General features: G+C 71.8%; 16 protein-coding genes. 6 read left to right on the top strand and 10 right to left on the bottom strand.

What is annotated here, in order from left to right; translation table 11 throughout:
- Positions 1 to 28: 28 nt before the first annotated feature.
- Positions 29 to 295 carry a hypothetical protein gene (locus ACFXMF_RS00510; protein WP_379989579.1) on the bottom strand — a complete coding sequence of 89 codons (267 nt, stop codon included), beginning with the start codon at positions 293 to 295 and terminating at the stop codon, positions 29 to 31.
- Between ACFXMF_RS00510 and ACFXMF_RS00515 the strand changes: the two genes are divergently transcribed.
- From ACFXMF_RS00515 to ACFXMF_RS00530, 4 genes are all read left to right on the top strand, one after another.
- Positions 294 to 1,406 carry a sugar kinase gene (locus ACFXMF_RS00515; RefSeq protein WP_379989578.1) on the top strand — a complete coding sequence of 371 codons (1,113 nt, stop codon included), beginning with the start codon at positions 294 to 296 and terminating at the stop codon, positions 1,404 to 1,406. The genes ACFXMF_RS00510 and ACFXMF_RS00515 overlap by 2 nt on opposite strands.
- Positions 1,403 to 2,158 (top strand): IclR family transcriptional regulator, encoded by a 756-nt coding sequence (locus ACFXMF_RS00520; RefSeq protein ID WP_379989577.1) that lies wholly within the window; start codon positions 1,403 to 1,405, stop codon positions 2,156 to 2,158. Before ACFXMF_RS00515 ends, ACFXMF_RS00520 begins: the two co-directional genes overlap by 4 nt.
- 122 nt (positions 2,159 to 2,280) lie before the next feature.
- Positions 2,281 to 2,700: a RidA family protein gene (locus ACFXMF_RS00525; RefSeq protein WP_360305694.1), complete on the top strand. Its 420-nt coding sequence runs from the start codon at positions 2,281 to 2,283 to the stop codon at positions 2,698 to 2,700.
- Between the two features lie 121 nt (positions 2,701 to 2,821).
- On the top strand, positions 2,822 to 4,300 hold the full coding sequence (locus ACFXMF_RS00530; RefSeq protein ID WP_379989584.1) for a GntP family permease: 1,479 nt from the start codon (positions 2,822 to 2,824) through the stop codon (positions 4,298 to 4,300).
- A 220-nt stretch (positions 4,301 to 4,520) separates the two neighbouring features.
- Here ACFXMF_RS00530 and ACFXMF_RS00535 read toward each other — a convergent pair whose 3' ends face one another.
- Positions 4,521 to 5,105, bottom strand: coding sequence for a cysteine hydrolase family protein (locus ACFXMF_RS00535; RefSeq protein ID WP_379989576.1), 585 nt, complete (start codon positions 5,103 to 5,105; stop codon positions 4,521 to 4,523).
- 467 nt (positions 5,106 to 5,572) lie between these two features.
- Here ACFXMF_RS00535 and ACFXMF_RS00540 point away from each other — a divergent pair, with 467 nt between their 5' ends.
- The gene (locus tag ACFXMF_RS00540; RefSeq protein ID WP_360305690.1) at positions 5,573 to 6,478 is read left to right on the top strand and encodes a BTAD domain-containing putative transcriptional regulator; all 906 of its coding nucleotides are present in this window, start codon (positions 5,573 to 5,575) and stop codon (positions 6,476 to 6,478) included.
- On the opposite strand, the gene ACFXMF_RS00545 is transcribed toward ACFXMF_RS00540, so the two are convergent.
- The 8 genes from ACFXMF_RS00545 to lanKC form a co-directional block, all read right to left on the bottom strand.
- Positions 6,456 to 9,047, bottom strand: a complete 2,592-nt coding sequence (locus tag ACFXMF_RS00545; RefSeq protein WP_379989575.1) for an FtsX-like permease family protein — start codon at positions 9,045 to 9,047, stop codon at positions 6,456 to 6,458. The genes ACFXMF_RS00540 and ACFXMF_RS00545 overlap by 23 nt on opposite strands.
- On the bottom strand, positions 9,041 to 11,200 hold the full coding sequence (locus tag ACFXMF_RS00550; RefSeq protein WP_380020476.1) for a prolyl oligopeptidase family protein: 2,160 nt from the start codon (positions 11,198 to 11,200) through the stop codon (positions 9,041 to 9,043). Before ACFXMF_RS00550 ends, ACFXMF_RS00545 begins: the two co-directional genes overlap by 7 nt.
- Positions 11,197 to 11,781 (bottom strand): flavoprotein, encoded by a 585-nt coding sequence (locus tag ACFXMF_RS00555; protein ID WP_379989573.1) that lies wholly within the window; start codon positions 11,779 to 11,781, stop codon positions 11,197 to 11,199. Before ACFXMF_RS00555 ends, ACFXMF_RS00550 begins: the two co-directional genes overlap by 4 nt.
- The gene (locus ACFXMF_RS00560) at positions 11,781 to 12,545 is read right to left on the bottom strand and encodes an ABC transporter permease (protein ID WP_360305682.1); all 765 of its coding nucleotides are present in this window, start codon (positions 12,543 to 12,545) and stop codon (positions 11,781 to 11,783) included. The genes ACFXMF_RS00555 and ACFXMF_RS00560 overlap by 1 nt, the downstream gene beginning before the upstream one ends.
- On the bottom strand, positions 12,542 to 13,690 hold the full coding sequence (locus ACFXMF_RS00565; RefSeq protein WP_379989572.1) for an ATP-binding cassette domain-containing protein: 1,149 nt from the start codon (positions 13,688 to 13,690) through the stop codon (positions 12,542 to 12,544). The genes ACFXMF_RS00560 and ACFXMF_RS00565 overlap by 4 nt, the downstream gene beginning before the upstream one ends.
- A gap of 58 nt (positions 13,691 to 13,748) precedes the next feature.
- A complete protein-coding gene (locus ACFXMF_RS00570) occupies positions 13,749 to 14,414 on the bottom strand; it encodes a GNAT family protein (protein ID WP_360305678.1) in 666 nt (221 codons plus the stop codon).
- Positions 14,415 to 14,526: 112 nt separating this feature from the next.
- On the bottom strand, positions 14,527 to 14,613 hold the full coding sequence (locus ACFXMF_RS00575) for a class III lanthipeptide (protein ID WP_360305939.1): 87 nt from the start codon (positions 14,611 to 14,613) through the stop codon (positions 14,527 to 14,529).
- Between the two features lie 6 nt (positions 14,614 to 14,619).
- Positions 14,620 to 17,295 (bottom strand): class III lanthionine synthetase LanKC, encoded by a 2,676-nt coding sequence (gene lanKC, locus ACFXMF_RS00580; protein ID WP_379989571.1) that lies wholly within the window; start codon positions 17,293 to 17,295, stop codon positions 14,620 to 14,622.
- A 382-nt stretch (positions 17,296 to 17,677) separates the two neighbouring features.
- On the opposite strand from lanKC, the gene ACFXMF_RS00585 reads away from it, so the two are divergent.
- Entirely contained in the window at positions 17,678 to 19,084 is a 1,407-nt protein-coding gene (locus ACFXMF_RS00585) for a family 2B encapsulin nanocompartment shell protein (protein ID WP_379989570.1), read from the top strand.
- Positions 19,085 to 19,161 lie beyond the last annotated feature (77 nt).

Below are 19,161 nucleotides of genomic sequence, written 5' to 3' on the forward strand. Positions count from 1 at the left end.
GTTGTCTAACATCCGAGCCAACGCCGGGTCAATGGTCGGCGTCACGCGGCCGTCGGCGAGACGGCGGCGACCGCTCGACGATCCTGGCGTCCTCGATGTCCTCGATGTCCTCGATGTCCTCGATGGTCTTAGCGGACTCGATGTCCTTGCCGCTCTTGCTGTCCTTGCTGTTCTTTACATCCTTTATGCCCCGATGCTCTTGACGAGCATGACGAACCGATGAACCGGGAGTTCGAGCAATCGTGAGCGTGACTGCACCGGGAACCGTCGACGTCGTCTGCCTTGGCGAGTCCATGGTCACGTTCCTGCCCTCACGCCCCGGCCGCCTCGCCGATGTTCCGTCCTTCGAGCGCGGCATAGGCGGCGCCGAGTCCAATGTGGCGTGCGCGCTGGCCGCGGCCGGGCACCGCACGCGCTGGCTCAGCCGGGTCGGCTCCGACGGATTCGGCGACCACCTCGTCGCGGCGATCGCGGCGTACGGGGTCGACACGTCGGCCGTCCAGCGCGACCCGCTCCGGCCGACCGGCATCTACTTCCGTACGGCGGGCGAGCGGGCCACCGGGGACGGCGACCGGGCCACGCCGGACACCGCGGCGACGGCCGCGGTCGTACCCGCCGCCGTCGCGGTCGTCACCGCGGCCGAACCCATCGCGGACCCGATCGCCGAACCCGTCGCCGAAGTCCTCTACTACCGCGCCGGCTCTGCGGCCTCCGCCATGTCCCCCCGCCTCATCCCCGACCGCGACCTGTGGTCGGGACGCGTCCTGCACGTCTCGGGCATCACCGCCGCCCTCTCCGACGACTGCCTCGCGCTCCTGGCCGAGGCGACCCGCCGCCGGCCCGGTCGGCCGCTCGTCTCCTTCGACGTCAACTACCGCGTGAACCTCTGGGACGAGCGCGGGAGCGTGGCCGCCGGACCCGCCGTCCTGCTCGATCTGGCCCGCGGCGCCGACCTGGTATTCGTCGGGGAGGACGAGGCCGAGGCCGCGTGGAACATCCGCGGCGCGCACGCGATTCGGGCCGCGCTCCCCGAGCCGGGCGTGGTCGTCGTCAAGCAGGGCGGCGCGGGCGCCACCGTGTTCACCGACGACGGACCGTCGGTCTTCGTACCGGCCCTCACCGTCGACATCGCCGCCCCGGTCGGTGCGGGCGACGCCTTCGCGGCCGGGTTCCTCTCCGCGACCCTGCGGGGCCTTCCGGTACGCCGGCGCATCCGCCACGGCCACCTCATGGCCGCCGCCGCACTCACCGTCGCGGGCGACCTCGCCGTCCCGCCGCCGCGCGCCGTGGCCGACCGCTTGGCCGACCTCGACGACGGGGCCTGGGGCAGACTGCGTCTCGGCCCCGGCTGGACCCAGGCCCACGCCACCGCCACCGGGGCGGACCAGGAGGTATGCACCCCATGAGCCAGACCGTCGACCGAGCCCTGAGCATCCTGCCGCTGCTGGCCCAGGGGCCCGCCGACCTCGGACAGGTCGCCGAGCGCCTCGGCGTCCACAAGTCCACCGCGCTGCGCCTGCTCCGCACCCTGCACGAGCACGGCCTCGTCTATCGCCAGCAGGACCAGCGCTACCGCCTCGGCGCGCGCCTGTTCGCACTCGCCCAGGAGGCCGTCGAGAACCTCGATGTCCGCGAGATCGCGCATCCGCACCTGGTCGCGCTCAACGAGCAGTGCGGGCACACCGTGCACCTCGCGGTGTACGAGGAGCACGAGGTCCTCTACATCGACAAGGTCGAGAGCCGCTACCCGGTACGGATGTACTCGCGGGTCGGCAAACCGGTCGCGATCACCGTCGCCGCCGTCGCCAAGCTGCTCCTCGGCGACCTGCCCGAGCCCGAACGGCGCGCCGTCGCCGAGAAGCTCGAATACCCCATGTACACGTCCCGTTCGATACCGAACGCCGGCGCGTTCCTCCGGGAACTGGCGACCGTCCGCGAACAGGGCTGGGCCACCGACCTGGGTGGCCACGAGGAGTCCATCAACTGCATCGCGGCCCCTGTTCGCGGTGCGGACGGACTGGTCGTCGCCGCCATGTCGGTCTCCGCGCCGAATGTCGTCGTCACCGCCGAGGAACTCCTGGCCCTGCTCCCGCTGGTACGCCGCACCGCCGACGCCATCACGCGGGAGTACTCGGGTACCGCCCATCCCCCACGATGACCGCCCGGTCACCGCACGACCATCGTGTGATCGCGGCCGGACCGCGGTGCGACCGCAGTACGGCCGCCACACGACCACCACGATCGCAGCGCGATCACCACCCCCACCGAGAAGGCACGCCGATGACCGACAAGCTCGAAAAGATCGCGATCACCCCCGCCACCCACACCGCGCCGCCCGCCAAGTTCTCCCACGGTGTGCGCAAGGGCAACATCCTCCAGGTCGCCGGCCAGGTCGGCTTCCTCCCGGCCGTCGAAGGCCAGGCACCCACCCCCGCCGGCCCGACCCTGCGCGAGCAGACCCTCCAGACCTTCGCCAACGTCAAGGCGATCCTGGAGGAGGGCGGCGCGAGCTGGGACGACGTGATGATGATGCGCGTCTACCTGACCGACACCGGCCACTTCGCCGAAATGAACGCGATCTACAACGCGTACTTCGAGGAGCAGGGCCTGACCGCCCCCGCCTCCGCCCGTACCACCGTGTACGTCGGCCTTCCCGCGGGTCTGCTCATCGAGATCGACGCGCTGGCCGTTCTCGGCTGAGACCCCTTGCCCCGTATCCTCCCGTTCGTCCCCCAAGGCACGGCGCTCTGCTCCCCCATGGCGCCGTGCCGCGGTCCCCCCTTGCCCCAACGCGTCCGGAAACCATGAGGTTCACTCCGTGCTGCTCACGCTGCCGGCTTCGACGCCGCCCCCGAAGACCCCACCGCACACCGGCGGTCTGCTCCTCCTGTTCGACGGCACGGCCGCCCTGCTGACCGTCGCGACGCTCGGCATCGCCCTCCTGCTCTACCTGATCATCAAGATCAGGCTCCAGCCCTTCGTCGCGCTGCTCGCGGTCTCCATAGCCGTCGGCCTCGGCGCGGGCCTGTCCGTCACCGAGCTCTTCGGTACCGTCCAGAAGTCCGCCGCCGTCTCGGTCATCGAGTCGGGCATGGGCGGCATTCTCGGCCATGTGGCGATCATCATCGGGCTGGGCACGATGCTCGGCGCGATCCTGGAGGTGTCCGGCGGCGCCGAGGTGCTCAGCACGCGCCTGCTGAACCTCTTCGGCGAGAAGCGCGCGCCGCTCGCGATGGGTCTGACCGGCCTCATCTTCGGTATCCCGGTCTTCTTCGACGTCGGCATCTTCGTGCTGGCGCCGATCGTCTACGCCGCCGCCAAGCGCTCCGGCAAGTCGATCCTGTTGTACGCGATGCCCCTGCTGGCCGGTCTGTCGATGACCCACGCGTTCCTGCCGCCGCACCCCGGCCCCGTGGCCGCCGCGGGTCTGTTCGACGTCTCGCTCGGCTGGGTCATCCTGATGGGCGTCGTCGTGGGCATCCCCGCCGTGCTGGCGGCCTGGGCGTACGCCGCGTGGATCGGCAAGCGCATCTTCGTCGACGTCCCGCACGACATGGTCGAGGCCGCCGCGGAGGCGAAGGCCGCGGTCGCCGCCGAGCAGGCCGCCTCGGGCATCAAGCCGCCCGAGAAGCCCGTCGCCCTCGGTACGGTCCTCGCCATCATCGGCACGCCGCTCATCCTGATCCTGGGTGCGACGTTCTCCTCGATCGCCTTCGACCCGTCGACCGGGCGTTCGGTCATCGAGTTCTTCGGCAACCCCTTCGTCGCCCTGACGATCGCGCTGTTCCTCGCGTACTACCTGCTGGGCATCCGCCGGGGCTGGTCCCGCAAGTCCCTCGAAACGGTGTCGACCGCTTCGCTCAAGCCGGTCGGCAACATCCTGCTGGTCGTGGGCGCGGGCGGGGTCTTCGGCGCGGTCCTCAAGGCGTCCGGTATCGCCAACGCGCTCGCGACGACCTTCGACAACGTCGGCCTCCCGGTCATCGTCCTCGCGTGGCTGATCTCGGTCGTGCTGCGCGTCGCCCAGGGTTCGGCGACCGTCGCCATCGTCGCCACCTCGGGCATCGTGGTGCCGCTGGTCGAGGGTCAGGACATGTCGCAGGCCCACCTCGCCCTGATCATCATGGCGATCTCGGCAGGCTCGATCTTCGCCTCGCACGTCAACGACGGCGGGTTCTGGATGGTCGCCAAGTACTTCGGCATCTCGGAGCGCGACACCCTCAAGTCGTGGACGGTCCTGGAAACCGTCCTGTCGATCGCGGGCTTCGCGGTCGCGGCGCTGCTGAGCCTGGTGATCTGACCGAGCCCGGTGATCCGGCGAACCCGTCCGGTGAACCGCGCCCGCGTACCTCACTCGCCCAGTCCCGCGGAAGCGGAAGGCGCCCGCACCTCCCCCGTGGCGTTCCAGCCGCGGTCCCACGGGCCCGGATGGGTCGGCCACGAGCGTCGGCGTCGGCCCTTCCGGTAGCCCGCCGTCGCGTCGGCCGCTCGACGGGCCCGGCATCGCGTTCGCGATCGGCCTAGACTGCGCCGGCTCCCGCTGTCGCCGAAGGAGCGGGGCGCAGCGGCCAATCGGCGCAGGTTACGACCTCGAATCCCCGGCTGGGGAAGACCGCGTCCATGAAGAATTCGTGGATGGCCGCGTCACCGTCGGCGCAGCCGTCGCGCAGGACGGTCACCCGGTAGTCACGGTCCGCCGCGTCGTAGCACGTCGCGGCCACCATCGCGCCGGTTGCGACTCCGGCGATCGCGAGGGTGTCGACGCCGCCCGCGCGGAGCACGAGGTCGAGATCGGTGCCGGCGAACGCACTGGCCCGGCGTTTCACCACGACGACGTCCTCGGCCGCGACCGGCAGCGCGATCCCGGTTCCGGCCGAGCCCTCGTGGAAGGTGTCCCCGGCTTCGTGGAACGTCCTGAGGAGGGCGTTGCCCGGCGGCAGGTCGCGCCCGTTGGCCCGGAGGGCGAAGTGCACGAACACCACCAGGACACCGGCCGCGCGGGCACGTGGCAGCAGTTCGGTGAGCGGTGGCACGACCCGCTTGGCGAACGGGTAGCCGCTCGTGATGCCCTGCTGGATGTCGCCGATGATCAGTGCCGTGGTCACGACAGGCTCCCGTCCGGTCCACCGGTCCAGCCCCCGTGCTCGGCAGGACAGCCTTTTCGGCGGCCGTGGTGACAACGATGGCCGACCGCGCGTAGGCGAAACTACCAGTCCCCGACCGCGAGTCGGTCGGCGGAGCGGCTGCGCGGGGCGATCCGGGAGACCCTCGCCCGCTCGACCGGCGGTGCACGATGTGCACTGTCCCGACGGGTGGGTGTGTGCGTGTGACGACGGGCGCGGGTGGTACCGAGGAGCAGCGCCGAACGCCTCGGTGATTGTTTTGCGCAGGTGCCGGCGATCTTCACTAGACGGTCGCGGAAAATACATGCGCATTGCCGATATCCGCAATTCGCAAATGGTCGGTGATCACCGCCTCGCGGCTTTACCACATCGAAGGACGGGTTCTGTTGACGGCGAGCGCCCCGCGTGCGTACGGTCCCAGAGGCTGAGCCATATGCCGAGCAGCAAAAATGTCGTTGATCGACTTCCTTGATCGATATCTCGGCGATCTCGGCAGGTCGATGGGAACGGGGGCATCCATGGAGGTTCGAATTCTCGGGCCGGTCCAGATATACGCCGACGGCGGCGCCGTCCGGATCGGTTCGTGCAAGCAGCGCATCCTGCTCGCCTTACTGGCCTGTCATCGCGGCAGCCCGGTTTCGGTCGATCGACTGGTGGAGGCGCTGTGGGACGAAGGGCCGCCGCGCAGCGCCGCCAAGAACATCCAGGTCTACATCTGGCACCTGCGGAAGCTGCTGACCCGGCTGGGGGCGCCGGGGCGGCTGTTGCGCGAACCGTCCGGCTACCTGATCGCGTTGCAGGGCGGCGAGTTGGACCTCGACCGGTTCGAGGAGCAGGTGCGCACCGCCCGATCGGTGCGCGCCTGCGGCGACACCAGGCAGGCGGCGGATCTTTTCCGGGCCGCACTAATACATTGGCGCGGTCCCGCCCTGGCGGATCTGCTCTCGATGCCCGCCATATATGCCGAATCAGTTCACCTGGAAGAGATTCGGCTGGCCATCATTCAGGAGTGGCTGGAGTTGGAGACCGCCGCAGGAAACTACTCGACGGTAATAAATGCCTGCACGGAAGCTATTCGGAATCATCCGTTCCATGAATATCTGAGGGTGTATCAGATTCAGGCTTTGCACCTTTCCGGACGGCAGGGGGAAGCGTTGGCGGCCTACGATTCGATTCGGGTCCTGTTGGCCAAGGAGATGGGTCTGGAGCCCTCGCAGATGTTGCGCCGACTGCAGGAGCGAATTCTCGCCGGCGAGTTGGTGACCGTCTTCGCCGGCGTAACGGGGAACAGCAGACCCCTCTGGGAAGTCCCGACGAAACGATGTCGGCCTGCTATTCGCTCTGCTCGGCCGTAAGCGGATCGGCCCGCAGCACGCAGGCCGCCGGGAACGCCTGGGACAGCAGCACCAGCAGCGCGCCGGCCACCAGGACGCCCGACAGCACCGGCAGGGGAGTCGACGGCCACGGGTCCCCCGTGGCCCCGTCGCTGAACCCGGCCAACGGCACGGCGGCGACTCCCGCCCCCAGCACGCCGGCCGACACCGACACCGCGACCCATTCCAGGCCCACCATCCGCAACATCTGTCCGCGTGTGGCGCCGAGCAGACGCAGCAGCGCCAGTTCGCGGCCCCGCCCGGCGGCCCTGGTGAACGACGCGGTGACGGTGCCGGCGGCGGCGAACGCGATCAGCGAGCCCAGGAGCAGGTAGCGGCCCCTGGTGTCGAACGCGGCCACCACGTGCGCCCGTTCGGCCGCCCGGTCCCGATCGAGCGCGCGCACCGTCGGGAACTCGTGCGCCAGTTCGTCCAGTGCGGCTCGCGCGCCGGCGCCGGCCGGGCCCGGCGCGGTCGCCACCAGCACCTCCTCGTCCAGCGCGTCGTCCACGTGCCGCGCCACCGACTCCCGGGGCAGCAGCAGGTCGGCGAAGCCCAGCGACCGCTCGTACACCGCGACCACCCGCAACATCGCCGGCGACCCGTCGCCGAAGGTCACCTCCACCCGGTCGCCGACCCGCCAGCCGTACGCGTTCGCCTTGTCCCGGGAAACCGCGACCGCGTCCCCGACCAACTCCGCCGGCGACCCCTCGCGCACGCCGGGATCCAACGTCGCGGCCGACCCGCCCGGGTCGAGCCCGCGCGCCGGGACCCGGTCCAGCAGATCGCCCACCGCACTGCCGTGCCGCACCACCACGTCGGTGCCCACCATGGGCGTGACGGCGACGACCCCGGGCAGCGTCCGCGCCCGCCGCGCCACCTCGAACGGCAGCCCGCGTGCACCCTCCGCCACCAACACCCGATCGGCGACCAGCCGGGCCCGGGTCTGCCGGGCGCCCTCGTCCTCCAGCGTCACCCCGCTCAGCACGACCGTGCCGGTCAACGCGATGATCACGGCCGGCGGCACCACCATCGAGGACAGCGCCCGGGTGTCGGCGGACAACGACGCGCGCGCCAGCCGACCCGCCGATCCGCCCAACCGCGCGGCGCACGCGCCGATCGGACGCACCATCACCCGCATCAGCAACGGGCCGACCAGGGCGGCGGCGGCCAGCAACACGGCGACCTGGGCGAACAGTTCCGGCACCGAAGGCTCGTTCCCCGACCGTACCGAGCGCGCCACCAGCACCCCGCCCACCGCCGCGACCAGCACGCCCGCCACGATCCGCAGGATCGATCCGCGCGGACGCCGCAGCGCGGCCTCGCGCAGCGCCTCGGCGGGCTTGATCCGCGCGGCACGAAACGCGGCGAACAGCGCGGCGAGCTGGGTTCCGAGCAGGCCCAGGAGCAGTGCGGCAAGGACCGGCAGCGGACCCCGGGTCACCTCCAGGCGGTCGGGCAACACGCCCGCGCGGCGGAAGAGTTCGGCCACCCGACCGCAGCTCGCCAGGCCGATGGTCGCGCCGAGCGCCACCCCGACCGCGGTCAGGATCAGCGCCTCGCCCGCGATCATTCGGCGGATCTGCCCGGCCGTCGCGCCGACCGCCCGCAGCAGCGCGATCTCGCGCCGCCGCCGGGCGACCGAAACGAGCAGCGGACCGGTGATCACGAACATCGCGAACACCGCCGCCGCGGACCCGAAGGACGCCGAGACCGCGAGCGCGAAGTCTCGTCCCTCGACCGCGTCGTGATCCTCCGCCGCCCCGATCGCCGAACCGCGCAACACCCGGAGATCGGCGGTGTCCACCCGAATGTCCGGCGCGTGCAGCGCATCCGTCACCCGACCGGCCAACTCGGCCGTCGAAACCCCCGGGGCGGCCAGCACACCGATCGTGAACAGGTCGCCGTCAGGCGCGAGTTCGGCCGCTTCCTCGGCGGCCAGGAACACCGACGCCTCGCGCGGCAGGCCGGCCGCGCCGGGTCGGCCGGCCAGCCCCACCACGAGGTGCGGGCGAGAGCCGGCGGCGGTCAGCACGTCGACCCGGTCGCCGACGCGAACACTCGCTCGGGCGGCCAGCGTTCGCTCGACCACCAGTTCGCCCGAGGCGTGCGGAGGTTGTCCGGCGGTCAGCTCGAACGGGGTCAACGGCGCGGTGGACCAGGCGTGTCCCCGGGCCGGAGTGTCGTCCGGACCGACCATCGGCCGCCCCGCCCGGTCGGTGAGCTGGGCGTAGACCGGCCGGTCGGCGATCACCGCGCGCGCCCCGGGCACCGCGCGCACCCGGTCGAACACCCGGGCGGGGATTCGGCGTTCCTCGCCGAGGACGACCTGGGCCTGCCGTCCGCCGGGTTCGTGCAGCCGGGCCCAGGGATCACCGTCGACCACCACGTCGGTGCCGGCCAGTCGGGCCGGGGCGGGCTCCCAGCGCAGCGCGGACTCGAACAGCACGCCCCACACCGTGGTCAGCACGGCGCACAGGATCACCCCGGTCAACGCGCCGAGGGATCCGGAGATCCGGCCGCGCATGGTCCGGCGGGCAATCCTCAGCATGGGGCGGTCGGTTCCGGGTTCGTCGGGTCCACGCCGGTCGCCGCCGGATCCCTCGACGCGACGGCGGCCGGCGCCGGGTCGGCCGGATCGAGGTGGTGCGCCAGGAAGGCCAGCGTGTCGGCGTCGAGGGCGACCATCCGACTCACCGCTCGGTTGCCGTGACCGGCGCCGTGTTCGCGGCGCAGCAGGATCGGCCGGGTGGACGTGGTGGCGTGTTGCAGCGCCGCGCACATCTTGCGGGCGTGGGCCGGATCCACCCGGGTGTCCCCCTCGAAGACGGCGAACAGCGCGGCCGGGTAGGCGGTGCCCGTTCGCACCCGATGATACGGGGAGTAGTCGAGCAACCACGCCGCCTCGTTCGGATCGGCACTGCTGCCGTATTCCGCGCGCCACAGCCGGCCCAGGCCGAACCGCTCGTAGCGGACCATGTCGAGGACCGGCCCCAGGCACACGATCGCCCGGAACAGGTCCGGGCGTTGGGTCAACGCGGCGCCGACGAGCAGGCCGCCGTTCGAACCGCCGACCGCGCCGAGCCGGCTCCGGGTGGTCCAGCCGTGCTCGATCAGCCACTCGGCGGCGGCGTGGAAGTCGTCGAAGCTGTTCTGCTTGTGTTCACGCATGCCGGCGCGGTGCCAGGCCGCGCCGCGTTCGCCGCCGCCGCGCACGGCGGCGATGGCGTAGACGCCGCCGGCCTCGACCCAGGCGAGCACGTCGGGTCGGTAGGTCGGGGCGAGGCTGACGCCGAAGCCGCCGTAGCCGGTGAGCAGGGTCGGGCGGGGGGTGGTGCGGCGGGCCGGGGCGCGGGTGGGCGGGGTGATCAGGAACATGCCGACGTCGGTCCCGTCCGGGCTGCGGTAGTGAACTCGGCGCACCGGGGCGCGGGGCCGGGTGGGCGCGGTGGGGTCGACGGGCGATCCGGTGCGGACGTCGTGGCGCAGCGCGGTGGGCGGGGTGAGCAGGTCGGTGTAGCCGACCCAGGTCTCGTGGCCGCCGGGGCGGACGGACAGGCCGGTGATGGTGCCCGCGCCGGGCAGGGCCACCTCGCGGACGTGTGCACCGGAGTCGGCGCGGTGCAGCGCGAGTTCGCCGACGGCCTGCCGGGTACGCAGCACCAGCAGGTGGCCCCGGTCGAGCACGGCGAAGCCGGTCAGTACCGCCTCCGGGTCCTCCGCGATCAACTCGGCGCGGGTGCGCAGCGGATCGGCCGGATCGGCGATGCACAACCGGCGGCGCGGCGCGTCCAGGTCGGTGAGCAGGTACAGCCGCCCGTCCGGACCCATCTCGGCTCGCGTCCGGGCCACGCCCGGCGGCAACACCGGTCGCAGCGACGGGCGTTCGGGCGGAGCCTGGGCCAGGTCGGCGAGCATCGGTCGGTCCGGGCGGCCGGGTCCGTCGGCGAGCACGACGATCAGCCTGCGACCGGTGGCGTCCAGGCGTACGTCGTACACCCGCTGCGACGCGTCGCCGACGATGGGCCGGTCCCGGCCGGGCGGGTCGCCGAGTCGGTGCAGCCACAGTCCGCGCTCGGCGCCGCGCGTGTGGTAGAAGCCGCGCGCGCCCGGGAGCCAGGCGATCGGTGAGCGCCGGCAGCCCTCGATCCGGTCGTCGAGGAAGGTCCCGCCGGCGGTGTCCAGGACCCGCAACGCGCACTGCTCGGTGCCGTCGACGGACAACTGGCAGGCGACCAAAGTGCCGTCGCGCGAGGGCTGCCAGGCGTCCAGGGTGGTCCGCCCGGACGGGTCGAGCACCGCCGGGTCGAACAGTACCCGCTCCGGCTCGCCGGGCGCCGCCGTACACAACACCTCGTGCTCGGCGCCCGCGAAGTGCCGCATCCGGAAGAGCCGTTGCCCGTACCAGACCGGCACCATCACGGACTCGGCCGCGTACAGCTCGGCCAGCCGACGGGCGAACGGATCGCCCCATCGCCGGCGCTGCGTGACGAACAGCCGATCCTGCGCCGCCGCCCAATCCCGGGTCCCCGGTTCGGCGTTGTCCTCCAGCGCCCGATACGGATCGGGTACCCGACGCCCGAACACGTCGTCGACCGTGTCCCCCCGCGCCGCCGCAGGATAGGCGGGTCGCCCGGCAGCCGCCCGGGTCACGCGGTCCGCCGACCCCGCCGGAGGGGGTGGGTGTGCGGGGGTCGTCGTCACAGGAGCGACGCCGTGAAGCGCAGGATCGTGGGCAGGTCGGCCATCGCGCCCGCGCCCGTCCGCCCGGTGGAGATCGCGTGGCCCTCGGTGGTCGGGACCACGTAGTGGCCTTCCTCGGCCAGGAGTTCGAGGTTGCGTTTGACGGATGGGCGGGTCACCGCCGCTTCCGGCAGCGACGGGGCGACGACCACCGGGCAGGTGCTGCCGTTCACGATGCTCAGGGCCAGGTTGTCGGGGATGCCCAGGGCGCACTTGGCGACGAAGTTGGTGGTGGCGGGGGCGACCAGGATCAGGTCGGCCCAGGCGGCGAGTTCCTGGTGCGGCGTGGTGCCGGTGGTCATCGACCATTCGGGCCCCGCGACGGGTGTACCGGCTCCCGCCGCGAGCGCCTCGCGGGAGACCAGCCGGGCCGCCGAGTGGGTCAGGCACGGTTGGATGGACCACCCGTACCAGGCGCGCAGCAGCCCGGCCCACCCCGGCAGGTCGGCCACCGAGAAGGCGCCGGTGCCGATCAGCAGCAGACGCCCGCGCGGCAGTGGGATGTGGCGCGGTATCCCCGCCGGCGGGTCGACCGGCGACATCACACGATCCCCTTCCGGAACTTGGGCGTCACCCACAGCGCGACGACCACGATCAGCGTCCCGGTGACGCCGAACCCGACCGGCACGGGGGTGTCCCCCAGGTTGCCCGCCATCGCGTGCCGCGCGCCCTCGACCCCGTAGTACAGGGGGTCCGCGCGCGCGATCGCGTGCAGCCAGCCGGGAGCCAGCGAGATCGGCAACAGCAGTCCGCTGACCAGGGCCAACGGCATGGTGAGCACGTTGACCGCACCGGCCAGGGTGCTCTCCTCGCGCAGCACCAGGGCCAGCCCGTAGGAGGTGGCCGCGCCGAGCATGCCGACCAGGAGCACCAGGCCCAGGGTGAGTACGGTCCCCGCCGGATCGGCCCGCATCCCCATCGCCGCGCCGACCGCCAGCAGCAGCACGGCCTGGGCGAACAACAGCGTGACATCGCGCAGGATCGCCCCGGTGAGAAGCGCGAATCGACTGACCGGTGTGGCGGCGAGCCGTTCCAGCATTCCGCAGCGCAGATTGGCCAGCAGCCCCAGTCCCATGAACATGCTGCCGAACAGCGCGACCATCATCAGCAGGCCGGGGACGAACAACGACAACTGGTCGTCGTCGGTGCCCAGTCCGGGACCGCGCACCGAGCCGAGCAACGGTCCGAACAGCACCAGCCACATCACCGGTTGGCCCAGGCCGAGCACGATCCAGGCGCGGTTGTTCATCGCCTCGTGCATCCCGAACCAGTACAGCGACGCGGTGTCGCGCAGCAGGGCCCTCACGACGCCTCCCGGGACTCGCCGATCGCCGCGCCGGCACCGGCACCGGCACCGGCATCAACGGAACCGGTCGAATCGACGGGACCGTTCGAACCGGCCGAGCCGCCGCCGGCATCCCCCGCGTCGTCCGACGCCCGTCCCGTGTGCCGCAGGAACACGTCGTCCAGACTCGGCTTGCCCAGCGCCACGCCCTCGATGCTCACCCCGGCCCGCTCCGCCGCCCGCAACACCTGCGGCAGCGCGTGCTCGCCGTCCTTGACGTATACCCGCAGCGTGCGCCCGTCCGCCTGCACCGACTGGACCAACGGCAGTTCGTTCAGCAGCGAGGTCAACTCGGGTGAATCGCCCTGGAGTTGCAAGCGCAGCACATCGGCCGACAGCGACCGCTTGAGCTCCCCCGGGGTGCCCTCCACCACGAGCCGGCCGCCGTCGATGATCGCGAGCCGGTCGCAGAGGTGGTCCACCTCTTCCAGGTAGTGCGTGGTGAGGAAGACGGTCGAACCCAGTTCGCGCAGCCGCCGGATCTCCTCCCACAGGCCGGCCCGGGCGCGGGGATCCAGTCCCAGGGTGGGCTCGTCCAGGAAGAGCAACTGCGGTGCGTGGGTGAGCCCGACCGCCAGGGACAGGCGCCTGGCCTGGCCGCCGGACAGGGTGGCGACCGGTCGATCGGCGAGGTCGACCAGGTCGAAGCGGTCGAGCATCTCGTCGGCACGCACCCGGGCGGCGGGCTTGGGCAGGCCGAACAGGCGGGCCTGGAGGATCAGGTTGGCGCGTACCCGGGTCATCGGGTTGACCCCGCCGTGCTGGCCGACGTAACCGATCCGGCGCCGGATCAGGTCCGGTTCGCCGATCAGGTCGTGGCCGGCCACGACGGCGCTGCCGCCGTCCGGGGTGAGCAGTGTGGTGAGCATCCGCACCGTGGTGGTCTTGCCCGCGCCGTTGGGGCCCAGGAAGCCGAAGATCTCGCCGGTGTGCACGGTGAGGTCGATGCCGCGCACCGCCTCGACCACGGCCGGTCGACCGTTGCCGCCGCGACCGCGGCGGCCCGCACGCGGGTCGCCGAACGTCTTGCGCAGCCCCGTGGTGCGGATCACGGCGGAGCCGGCCGGGGCGAGGGCCGGCGGTCGCACGCCGGCGTGTCGGGTCACCGGTCGCCTCCTCGGGCGTGGTCGGGGCCGGGCACGCGGCGCGGGTCGCGGGGGCCGGTCACGACGAGGCGGGGTCGCGGCGCGGACGGGTGAGCAGTTCCAGGAGATGGTCCTTGGGCCCCTCTTCCAGATGCGCCCGCAGCGCCTCGATGGCCGCCGCCCGCTCCGCCTGCGGCAGTCGGTCCCGGGCCGGTGCCAGCCGATCCGGGACGTCGCGCCGGTAGTAGTCGTCGCGCAGGATCGACACCAGCACCGCGTCCTGGTAGCCGCCGTCGAGGAAGAAGAAGTCGCGCATCAGGGCCTCGACGGTGAACCCTCGGCGCAGCGCCATGCCCAGGATGCGGTGGTTGTAGAGCCCGATGGTGCCCTGGACCCGATGCGCGTTCAGCACGTGAAAGAGGTGTTCGATGGCCAGGTCGACGACCTCGGCGCCGTAGCCGGCGCCCCAGGTATCGGGATTGCCGACTCCCAGGCCCAGTTCGTAGCTGCCGGGGTAGGTCACCTGCCGATAGTCGAAACAGCCGACGCGTTCGCCGTCGTCGGTGGTGGCCATCAGGTAGGTGTGGCCGCTTTCGCGTGCGTGCTCGCGCAGTTCCTCGCCGGAGACGAAGGCGACCGTCGCGGAGGCGTAGACCCCCGTGAGCGAGGAGGACCACGCGGCGAGCAGGTCGTAGTCCTCGGCCGTCATCCGGGTCAGGGACAGGTTCTTCCCTGGAGTCGTCATGTTGTGCTCCCTGTCGTGGTGCCGGGACCGTGGGTACGCTGGAGGACGAGACGCTGCCCGGCAGCAGATCGCAACTGCTGCCGGACAGCGCTCGTGGCGGCTGCGGCTAACGTCAGCAGTGCCAGCTCGCGAGACTCACCGGAAGCTCGGAACCCTCGGTCGAGGTCTCCAGCTCCTGAAGGTCGAGGATCGTGGCCATGTGTGTTCACCTCCCCCCTACGGCTCGGTCGGTCGGCGACCCGTACCGGGATGCCTCGGCCGACGTGCGGCCGAGATCGGTACGGAGAAAGGGGAGCAACTCGGCGGAGGGATCCAGGGCGGCGGTGAGGCCCAGGAGCACTCCGGCGTTGCCGGTGGCCAGGTCCATGGACAGTCGCAGACTCCCTTCGCCGGGAAAGGCGAGGCGGCCGCGGTAGGACAGTGCGAGGGCGGCGGTGCGGCGCAAGTGGCCGGCGAGCACCGGGTCCGGGTCGAATCCCAGGTCGTGCCGGCGCAGTCGTGCCAGGGTCCCGATCAGTCCCGCGCGGCCGTTGAACAGGTGTGTCTCGACCGCGAGTTCGGGCCGACAGACGCCCGCGATGGCGCGGATGGCGCTGCGCAGCCGGGGTTCTTCGCGATGCGCCAGCACCTCGTCGGCGACGAGCGCGATACCGGCGCTCCCGGTGGCCAGGTAGCTCAGCGTACGGCGGCCCGGGTCGAGCACCTGGAGCGTGCCGTCCGCGACGACCACACAGTCGTCCAGGTCGCGGCCCAGCGCCTCGACGGCCCGGTCCAGGTAGGACTTGTCGCCGGTGCTCTCGAAGCAACGCAGCAGGAACAGCGCGGCGCCGGACCAGCCGTACATCAGGCCCGGTCGAGGCGCGCTGCCCGCTCGCCAACCGCGGGTCACCGCGTCGACGACGCGCTCGGCGATGCGTTCGGCCTGGCGGCGGGACTGCGGGTCCTGGTGCCGGGCGGCGAAGTACAGGGCGTTCAGCCCGATTCCGGACAGGCCGGTGAACAGCGAAATCCCGCGTACGTCGTCGGTGAGCGCGTAGGCCGCGGGCAGCAACTCGCGGGCGCTGTCCGGCCGGCCGAGGCGGTCGAGGGCGTAGGCGGTGCCGTGCAGGCCGGTGTGGAAGCCGGGTTGGCCGGGCAGGCCGGCGTCGACCGCGGCGACCAGCCAGTCCACGTATTCGTCCGGGCACTCGCGTCCGGTCACCGTCAACGCCCACAACACGCCGGCCGCGCCGTGTGCGAAGGAGGCGGGCCCGTCCCGGAATTGGCGCGGGTCTCCCGGGAACAGCCGATCCCGCCGCTCCGGCGTGGCACTGAGTCGGATCGCGTCGGCCAGCGAGGTGCGTATCGCTTCCCAGTCGGCGTCCTCGGCACCGGGATCGACGTCGGCCGGCTCGCCGAGCAGCGCGCGTCGTCGCTCCGCGAGGGCCGGGGCCAGGTCGGGGGCGACCTGCTCGCAACGGCCGTCGACGACGCCCATGTCCCGTCGGATCTGGGCGGCGAAGCTGTCGGGGTCGGGTATCGGGAAGCGCTCCAGCACCGCGGCGATGGTCTGTTCGACCTTGGTCGGACTCAGCGGGAAGGCCCGGTTGTTCGGCAGGAAGGCCCACAGTCGCATCGCGGCGAGCGCGTGCCGGTCCCTGGCCTCGCCCGTCGGGTGCCAGGGGGCGGCGAAGCCTTGGGCGCCCATCGTGGGGCGGTGGCTCTCGTCGGCCCGGGAGGCGGTCTCGAAGTCGAGCAGCGAGACGGCCCCGTCCTCGGCCACCAGGATGTTGCCCGGGTGCAGGTCGCCGATGCCCACCCTGCGGGCGTGGATGCGCTCCACGACGTCGCGGACGCGGTCCAGCAGGCGCAGCGCGGTCCGGGTGTAGTCGGCCACCTCGTCCTCGCCCGGGTCGGGCCGCAACAGCACGTGCCGGCGTCCGGCCCACGCGTACAGCCCCTCCCCCACGCGCTCCTCCAGGGCCAGGAATTCGTGTTCCCAGGCGGTGAAGTAGGCTTCGACACGCGGGACTTCGGGGATGTCGGCGAGGTGGTCGAGGATCTCCCGCTCGCGCCGCAGCCGGGTCCGCGCGTCGTGTCCGGCGCGATCGAGGCCCGCGTGCGGTCGGGCCTCCTTGAGCACCACGCGTCGCCCGTCGGCCACTCGTTCGGCCAGGTAGACCCCGCCGCCGTTGGAGAAGTGCAGGGCTCGCCGGATCCGGTAGGGGAAGTCGGTGCCCGTGGCGGCGTTGCGCGCGTCCAGGTGCGGGCGCAGGAAGTCCGGGATCGACACCCAGCCGGGCACCGCGAACACCGGCCGCCGGCGGTCGGGCACCAGGGTGCCGTCCGGGCGTTCGATCGCGGCCACCAGTTCGTCGTCCTCGTCGAGGACCCACATCTCCCGGAACGCGCCGTAGCGCACGTGCAACGGCCCGTCCCCCCAGCGCAGATCGCTGAGCACATAGGGCCCGGGGTGGCCGGCCAGCAGCTCGGACAACTCTTCGAGGGCCGTCCGGCATCGGGTTTCGTCGCTCGGGTAGAGGACCACGACCTTGCCGGCGGACGACCTGGGCGCGTACTTGGAACCCAGCAGCAATTGCAGGTGGCGATCCCGCAGGTGCTTGAACGGGAGCCCGTGCGCGACGCAGTACTCCCAGACGACGTCCAGGGTTCGCGGTGCGCCGTCGAGTGTGGCCGAGACGTGGATCTTCCAGCCCTGGCGCGGCGGTTGCACGTCCTCGGGCCGCAGCACCGTCCATACGCCTTCCGCGTCGCGTCGCCAGCCGGCGGGCAACTGCCGGGTGGTGGCGGCGAATTCGTCCTGGCTCGCGATCGCGCATCGGCTCGGGGTGTCGTAGAAGATCAGGTCCGACCAGCCGAACAGGTGATGGTTGCCCTCCATCGCGTCCCACCCTCCGCTCGGGTTCCGCTGCCGGGGAACAGCCTCACGGGCACTGCTTTATGGGCGGTATAGCGAAGGTATAGATGCTGCTCGCCGGGCCTCGCGGTGCCTCGCGGAGTCGGATCCGCAGCGGCCGAGCCGCCCCACCCGGCCGCGATCCGGTGGGACGTCGGCCGATGCACACCGGAGCGCTCTTCAAACACCCGGCGCGAGAAATCACCGCATCGAGGTAATACGAACGGTTCAAGGGTCCGTTCGGGTGTGCCGATCGCTAGCGTGCTCCTGTCCCCGGGCGCAGGGCCCGAATGTCCTTCTATTTTTCCTTTGTCACCGGTGATGTTGACATGTGCCGATTGTTGCCCGAATGAAGGAGAATCCGTCGATGACCGTGGACACCAGCCCGCAGTCGGAGCCGAGCGGGCAGCCCGGCAGCCTGGGGACCGCGGCGGCCCGCAACCTGGCCACCACGACCAAGTCCGTGCCCCAGATGCGGGAGATCACCTCTCGTTGGCTGTTGAGGGTGCTCCCCTGGGTGGAGGTCGCGGGCGGGACGTACCGGGTCAACCGACGGCTGACCCACACCGTCGGCGACGGGCGCGTCGGGTTCGTGCAGGACGGCTCGCGGGTGCGAGTGATCCCCGCCGGACTCGGCGAACTCGCCCTGCTGCGAGGCTTCGACGACGCGCAGGTGCTCACCGCGCTGGCCGGCCGGTGCGTGCAACGCGACTTTCGTGCGGGTGAGGTGCTGGTCGAGCGCGGTGCGCCGGCCACGGGGGTACAGCTGATCGCCCACGGCCGGATCGGCCGGACGTCGGCCGGCGAGTACGGTGACGAAATCGCGGTCGGGGTACTCGCCGACGGCGAGCACTTCGGCGCGAACGCACTGCTGGACGGCGACGCCACCTGGGAGTCCACCGCCACCGCCGAGACCGCCGGCACCCTCCTGACGTTGTCCCGCGCCGACTTCGACACCGTGCTGGCCGGTGCGCCGCACCTGCGCGCCCACCTCGATCGCTTCGCCGCGCTGTCGCGCCGGCCGCGGAACCGGCACGGCGAGGCCGAGATCGCGATGTCGGCCGGCCACACCGGCGAGCCCGCGCTGCCCGGCTCCTTCGTCGACTACGCACTCGACCCGCGCGAGTACGAACTCTCGATCGCGCAGACCGTGTTGCGGATCCATTCGCGGGTCGCCGACCTCTACAACGAGCCGATGGATCAGACCGAGCAGCAGCTCCGGCTCACCATCCAGGCGTTGCGCGAGCGCCAAGAGTACGAACTGGTCAACAACCGCGACTTCGGCCTGTTGCACAACGTCGACTTCACGCAGCGCGTGCAGTCCCATTCCGGGGCCCCGACCCCGGACGACCTCGACGAGTTGCTCAGTCGTCGTCGCGGCTCCAGGTTCTTCCTCGCCCATCCCAAGGCGATCGCGGCGATGGGGCGCGAGTTCAACGCCCGCGGGCTCTACCCGGACCATGTCGACCTCGGTGGACAACTGGTCCCGGCCTGGCGCGGGGTCCCCATCCTGCCCTGCGGCAAGATCCCGATCAGCAAGGAGAGCACCAGCTCCATCCTGGTGATGCGCACCGGCGAGGACGATCAGGGCGTGGTCGGCCTGCGCCGGACGGGGTTGGCCGACGAGTACGAGCCGGGCCTGTCGGTGCGCTTCACCGGGATCGACGAGAAGGCGATCATCTCCTACCTGGTCACCACCTACTTCTCCGCCGCCGTCCTGGTGCCCGACGCGCTCGGCGTGCTGGAGAACGTCCGGATCGCCCGCAGGGCCTAGGTCGTGTCCTCGATCGCCCGGCGGGCGTGGGTCGGCACGCGACGCCGGCTCGCGCGGCGCACGACACCACGCACCGG

The organism is Embleya sp. NPDC059213 (assembly GCF_042754445.1).
Taxonomy (GTDB): Bacteria; Actinomycetota; Actinomycetes; order Streptomycetales; family Streptomycetaceae; genus Embleya.

What these genes read in the sequence shown, in the direction of transcription:
- ACFXMF_RS00515 (WP_379989578.1), top strand. Translation starts at nt 294, where the DNA reads ATGGTCACGTTCCTGCCCTCACGCCCCGGCCGCCTCGCCGATGTTCCG.
- ACFXMF_RS00510 (WP_379989579.1), bottom strand. Translation starts at nt 295, where the DNA reads ATGGACTCGCCAAGGCAGACGACGTCGACGGTTCCCGGTGCAGTCACG.
- ACFXMF_RS00520 (WP_379989577.1), top strand. Translation starts at nt 1,403, where the DNA reads ATGAGCCAGACCGTCGACCGAGCCCTGAGCATCCTGCCGCTGCTGGCC.
- ACFXMF_RS00525 (WP_360305694.1), top strand. Translation starts at nt 2,281, where the DNA reads ATGACCGACAAGCTCGAAAAGATCGCGATCACCCCCGCCACCCACACC.
- ACFXMF_RS00540 (WP_360305690.1), top strand. Translation starts at nt 5,573, where the DNA reads ATGTCGTTGATCGACTTCCTTGATCGATATCTCGGCGATCTCGGCAGG.
- ACFXMF_RS00545 (WP_379989575.1), bottom strand. Translation starts at nt 9,047, where the DNA reads ATGCTGAGGATTGCCCGCCGGACCATGCGCGGCCGGATCTCCGGATCC.
- ACFXMF_RS00555 (WP_379989573.1), bottom strand. Translation starts at nt 11,781, where the DNA reads ATGTCGCCGGTCGACCCGCCGGCGGGGATACCGCGCCACATCCCACTG.
- ACFXMF_RS00570 (WP_360305678.1), bottom strand. Translation starts at nt 14,414, where the DNA reads ATGACGACTCCAGGGAAGAACCTGTCCCTGACCCGGATGACGGCCGAG.
- ACFXMF_RS00575 (WP_360305939.1), bottom strand. Translation starts at nt 14,613, where the DNA reads ATGGCCACGATCCTCGACCTTCAGGAGCTGGAGACCTCGACCGAGGGT.
- lanKC (WP_379989571.1), bottom strand. Translation starts at nt 17,295, where the DNA reads ATGGAGGGCAACCATCACCTGTTCGGCTGGTCGGACCTGATCTTCTAC.
- ACFXMF_RS00585 (WP_379989570.1), top strand. Translation starts at nt 17,678, where the DNA reads ATGACCGTGGACACCAGCCCGCAGTCGGAGCCGAGCGGGCAGCCCGGC.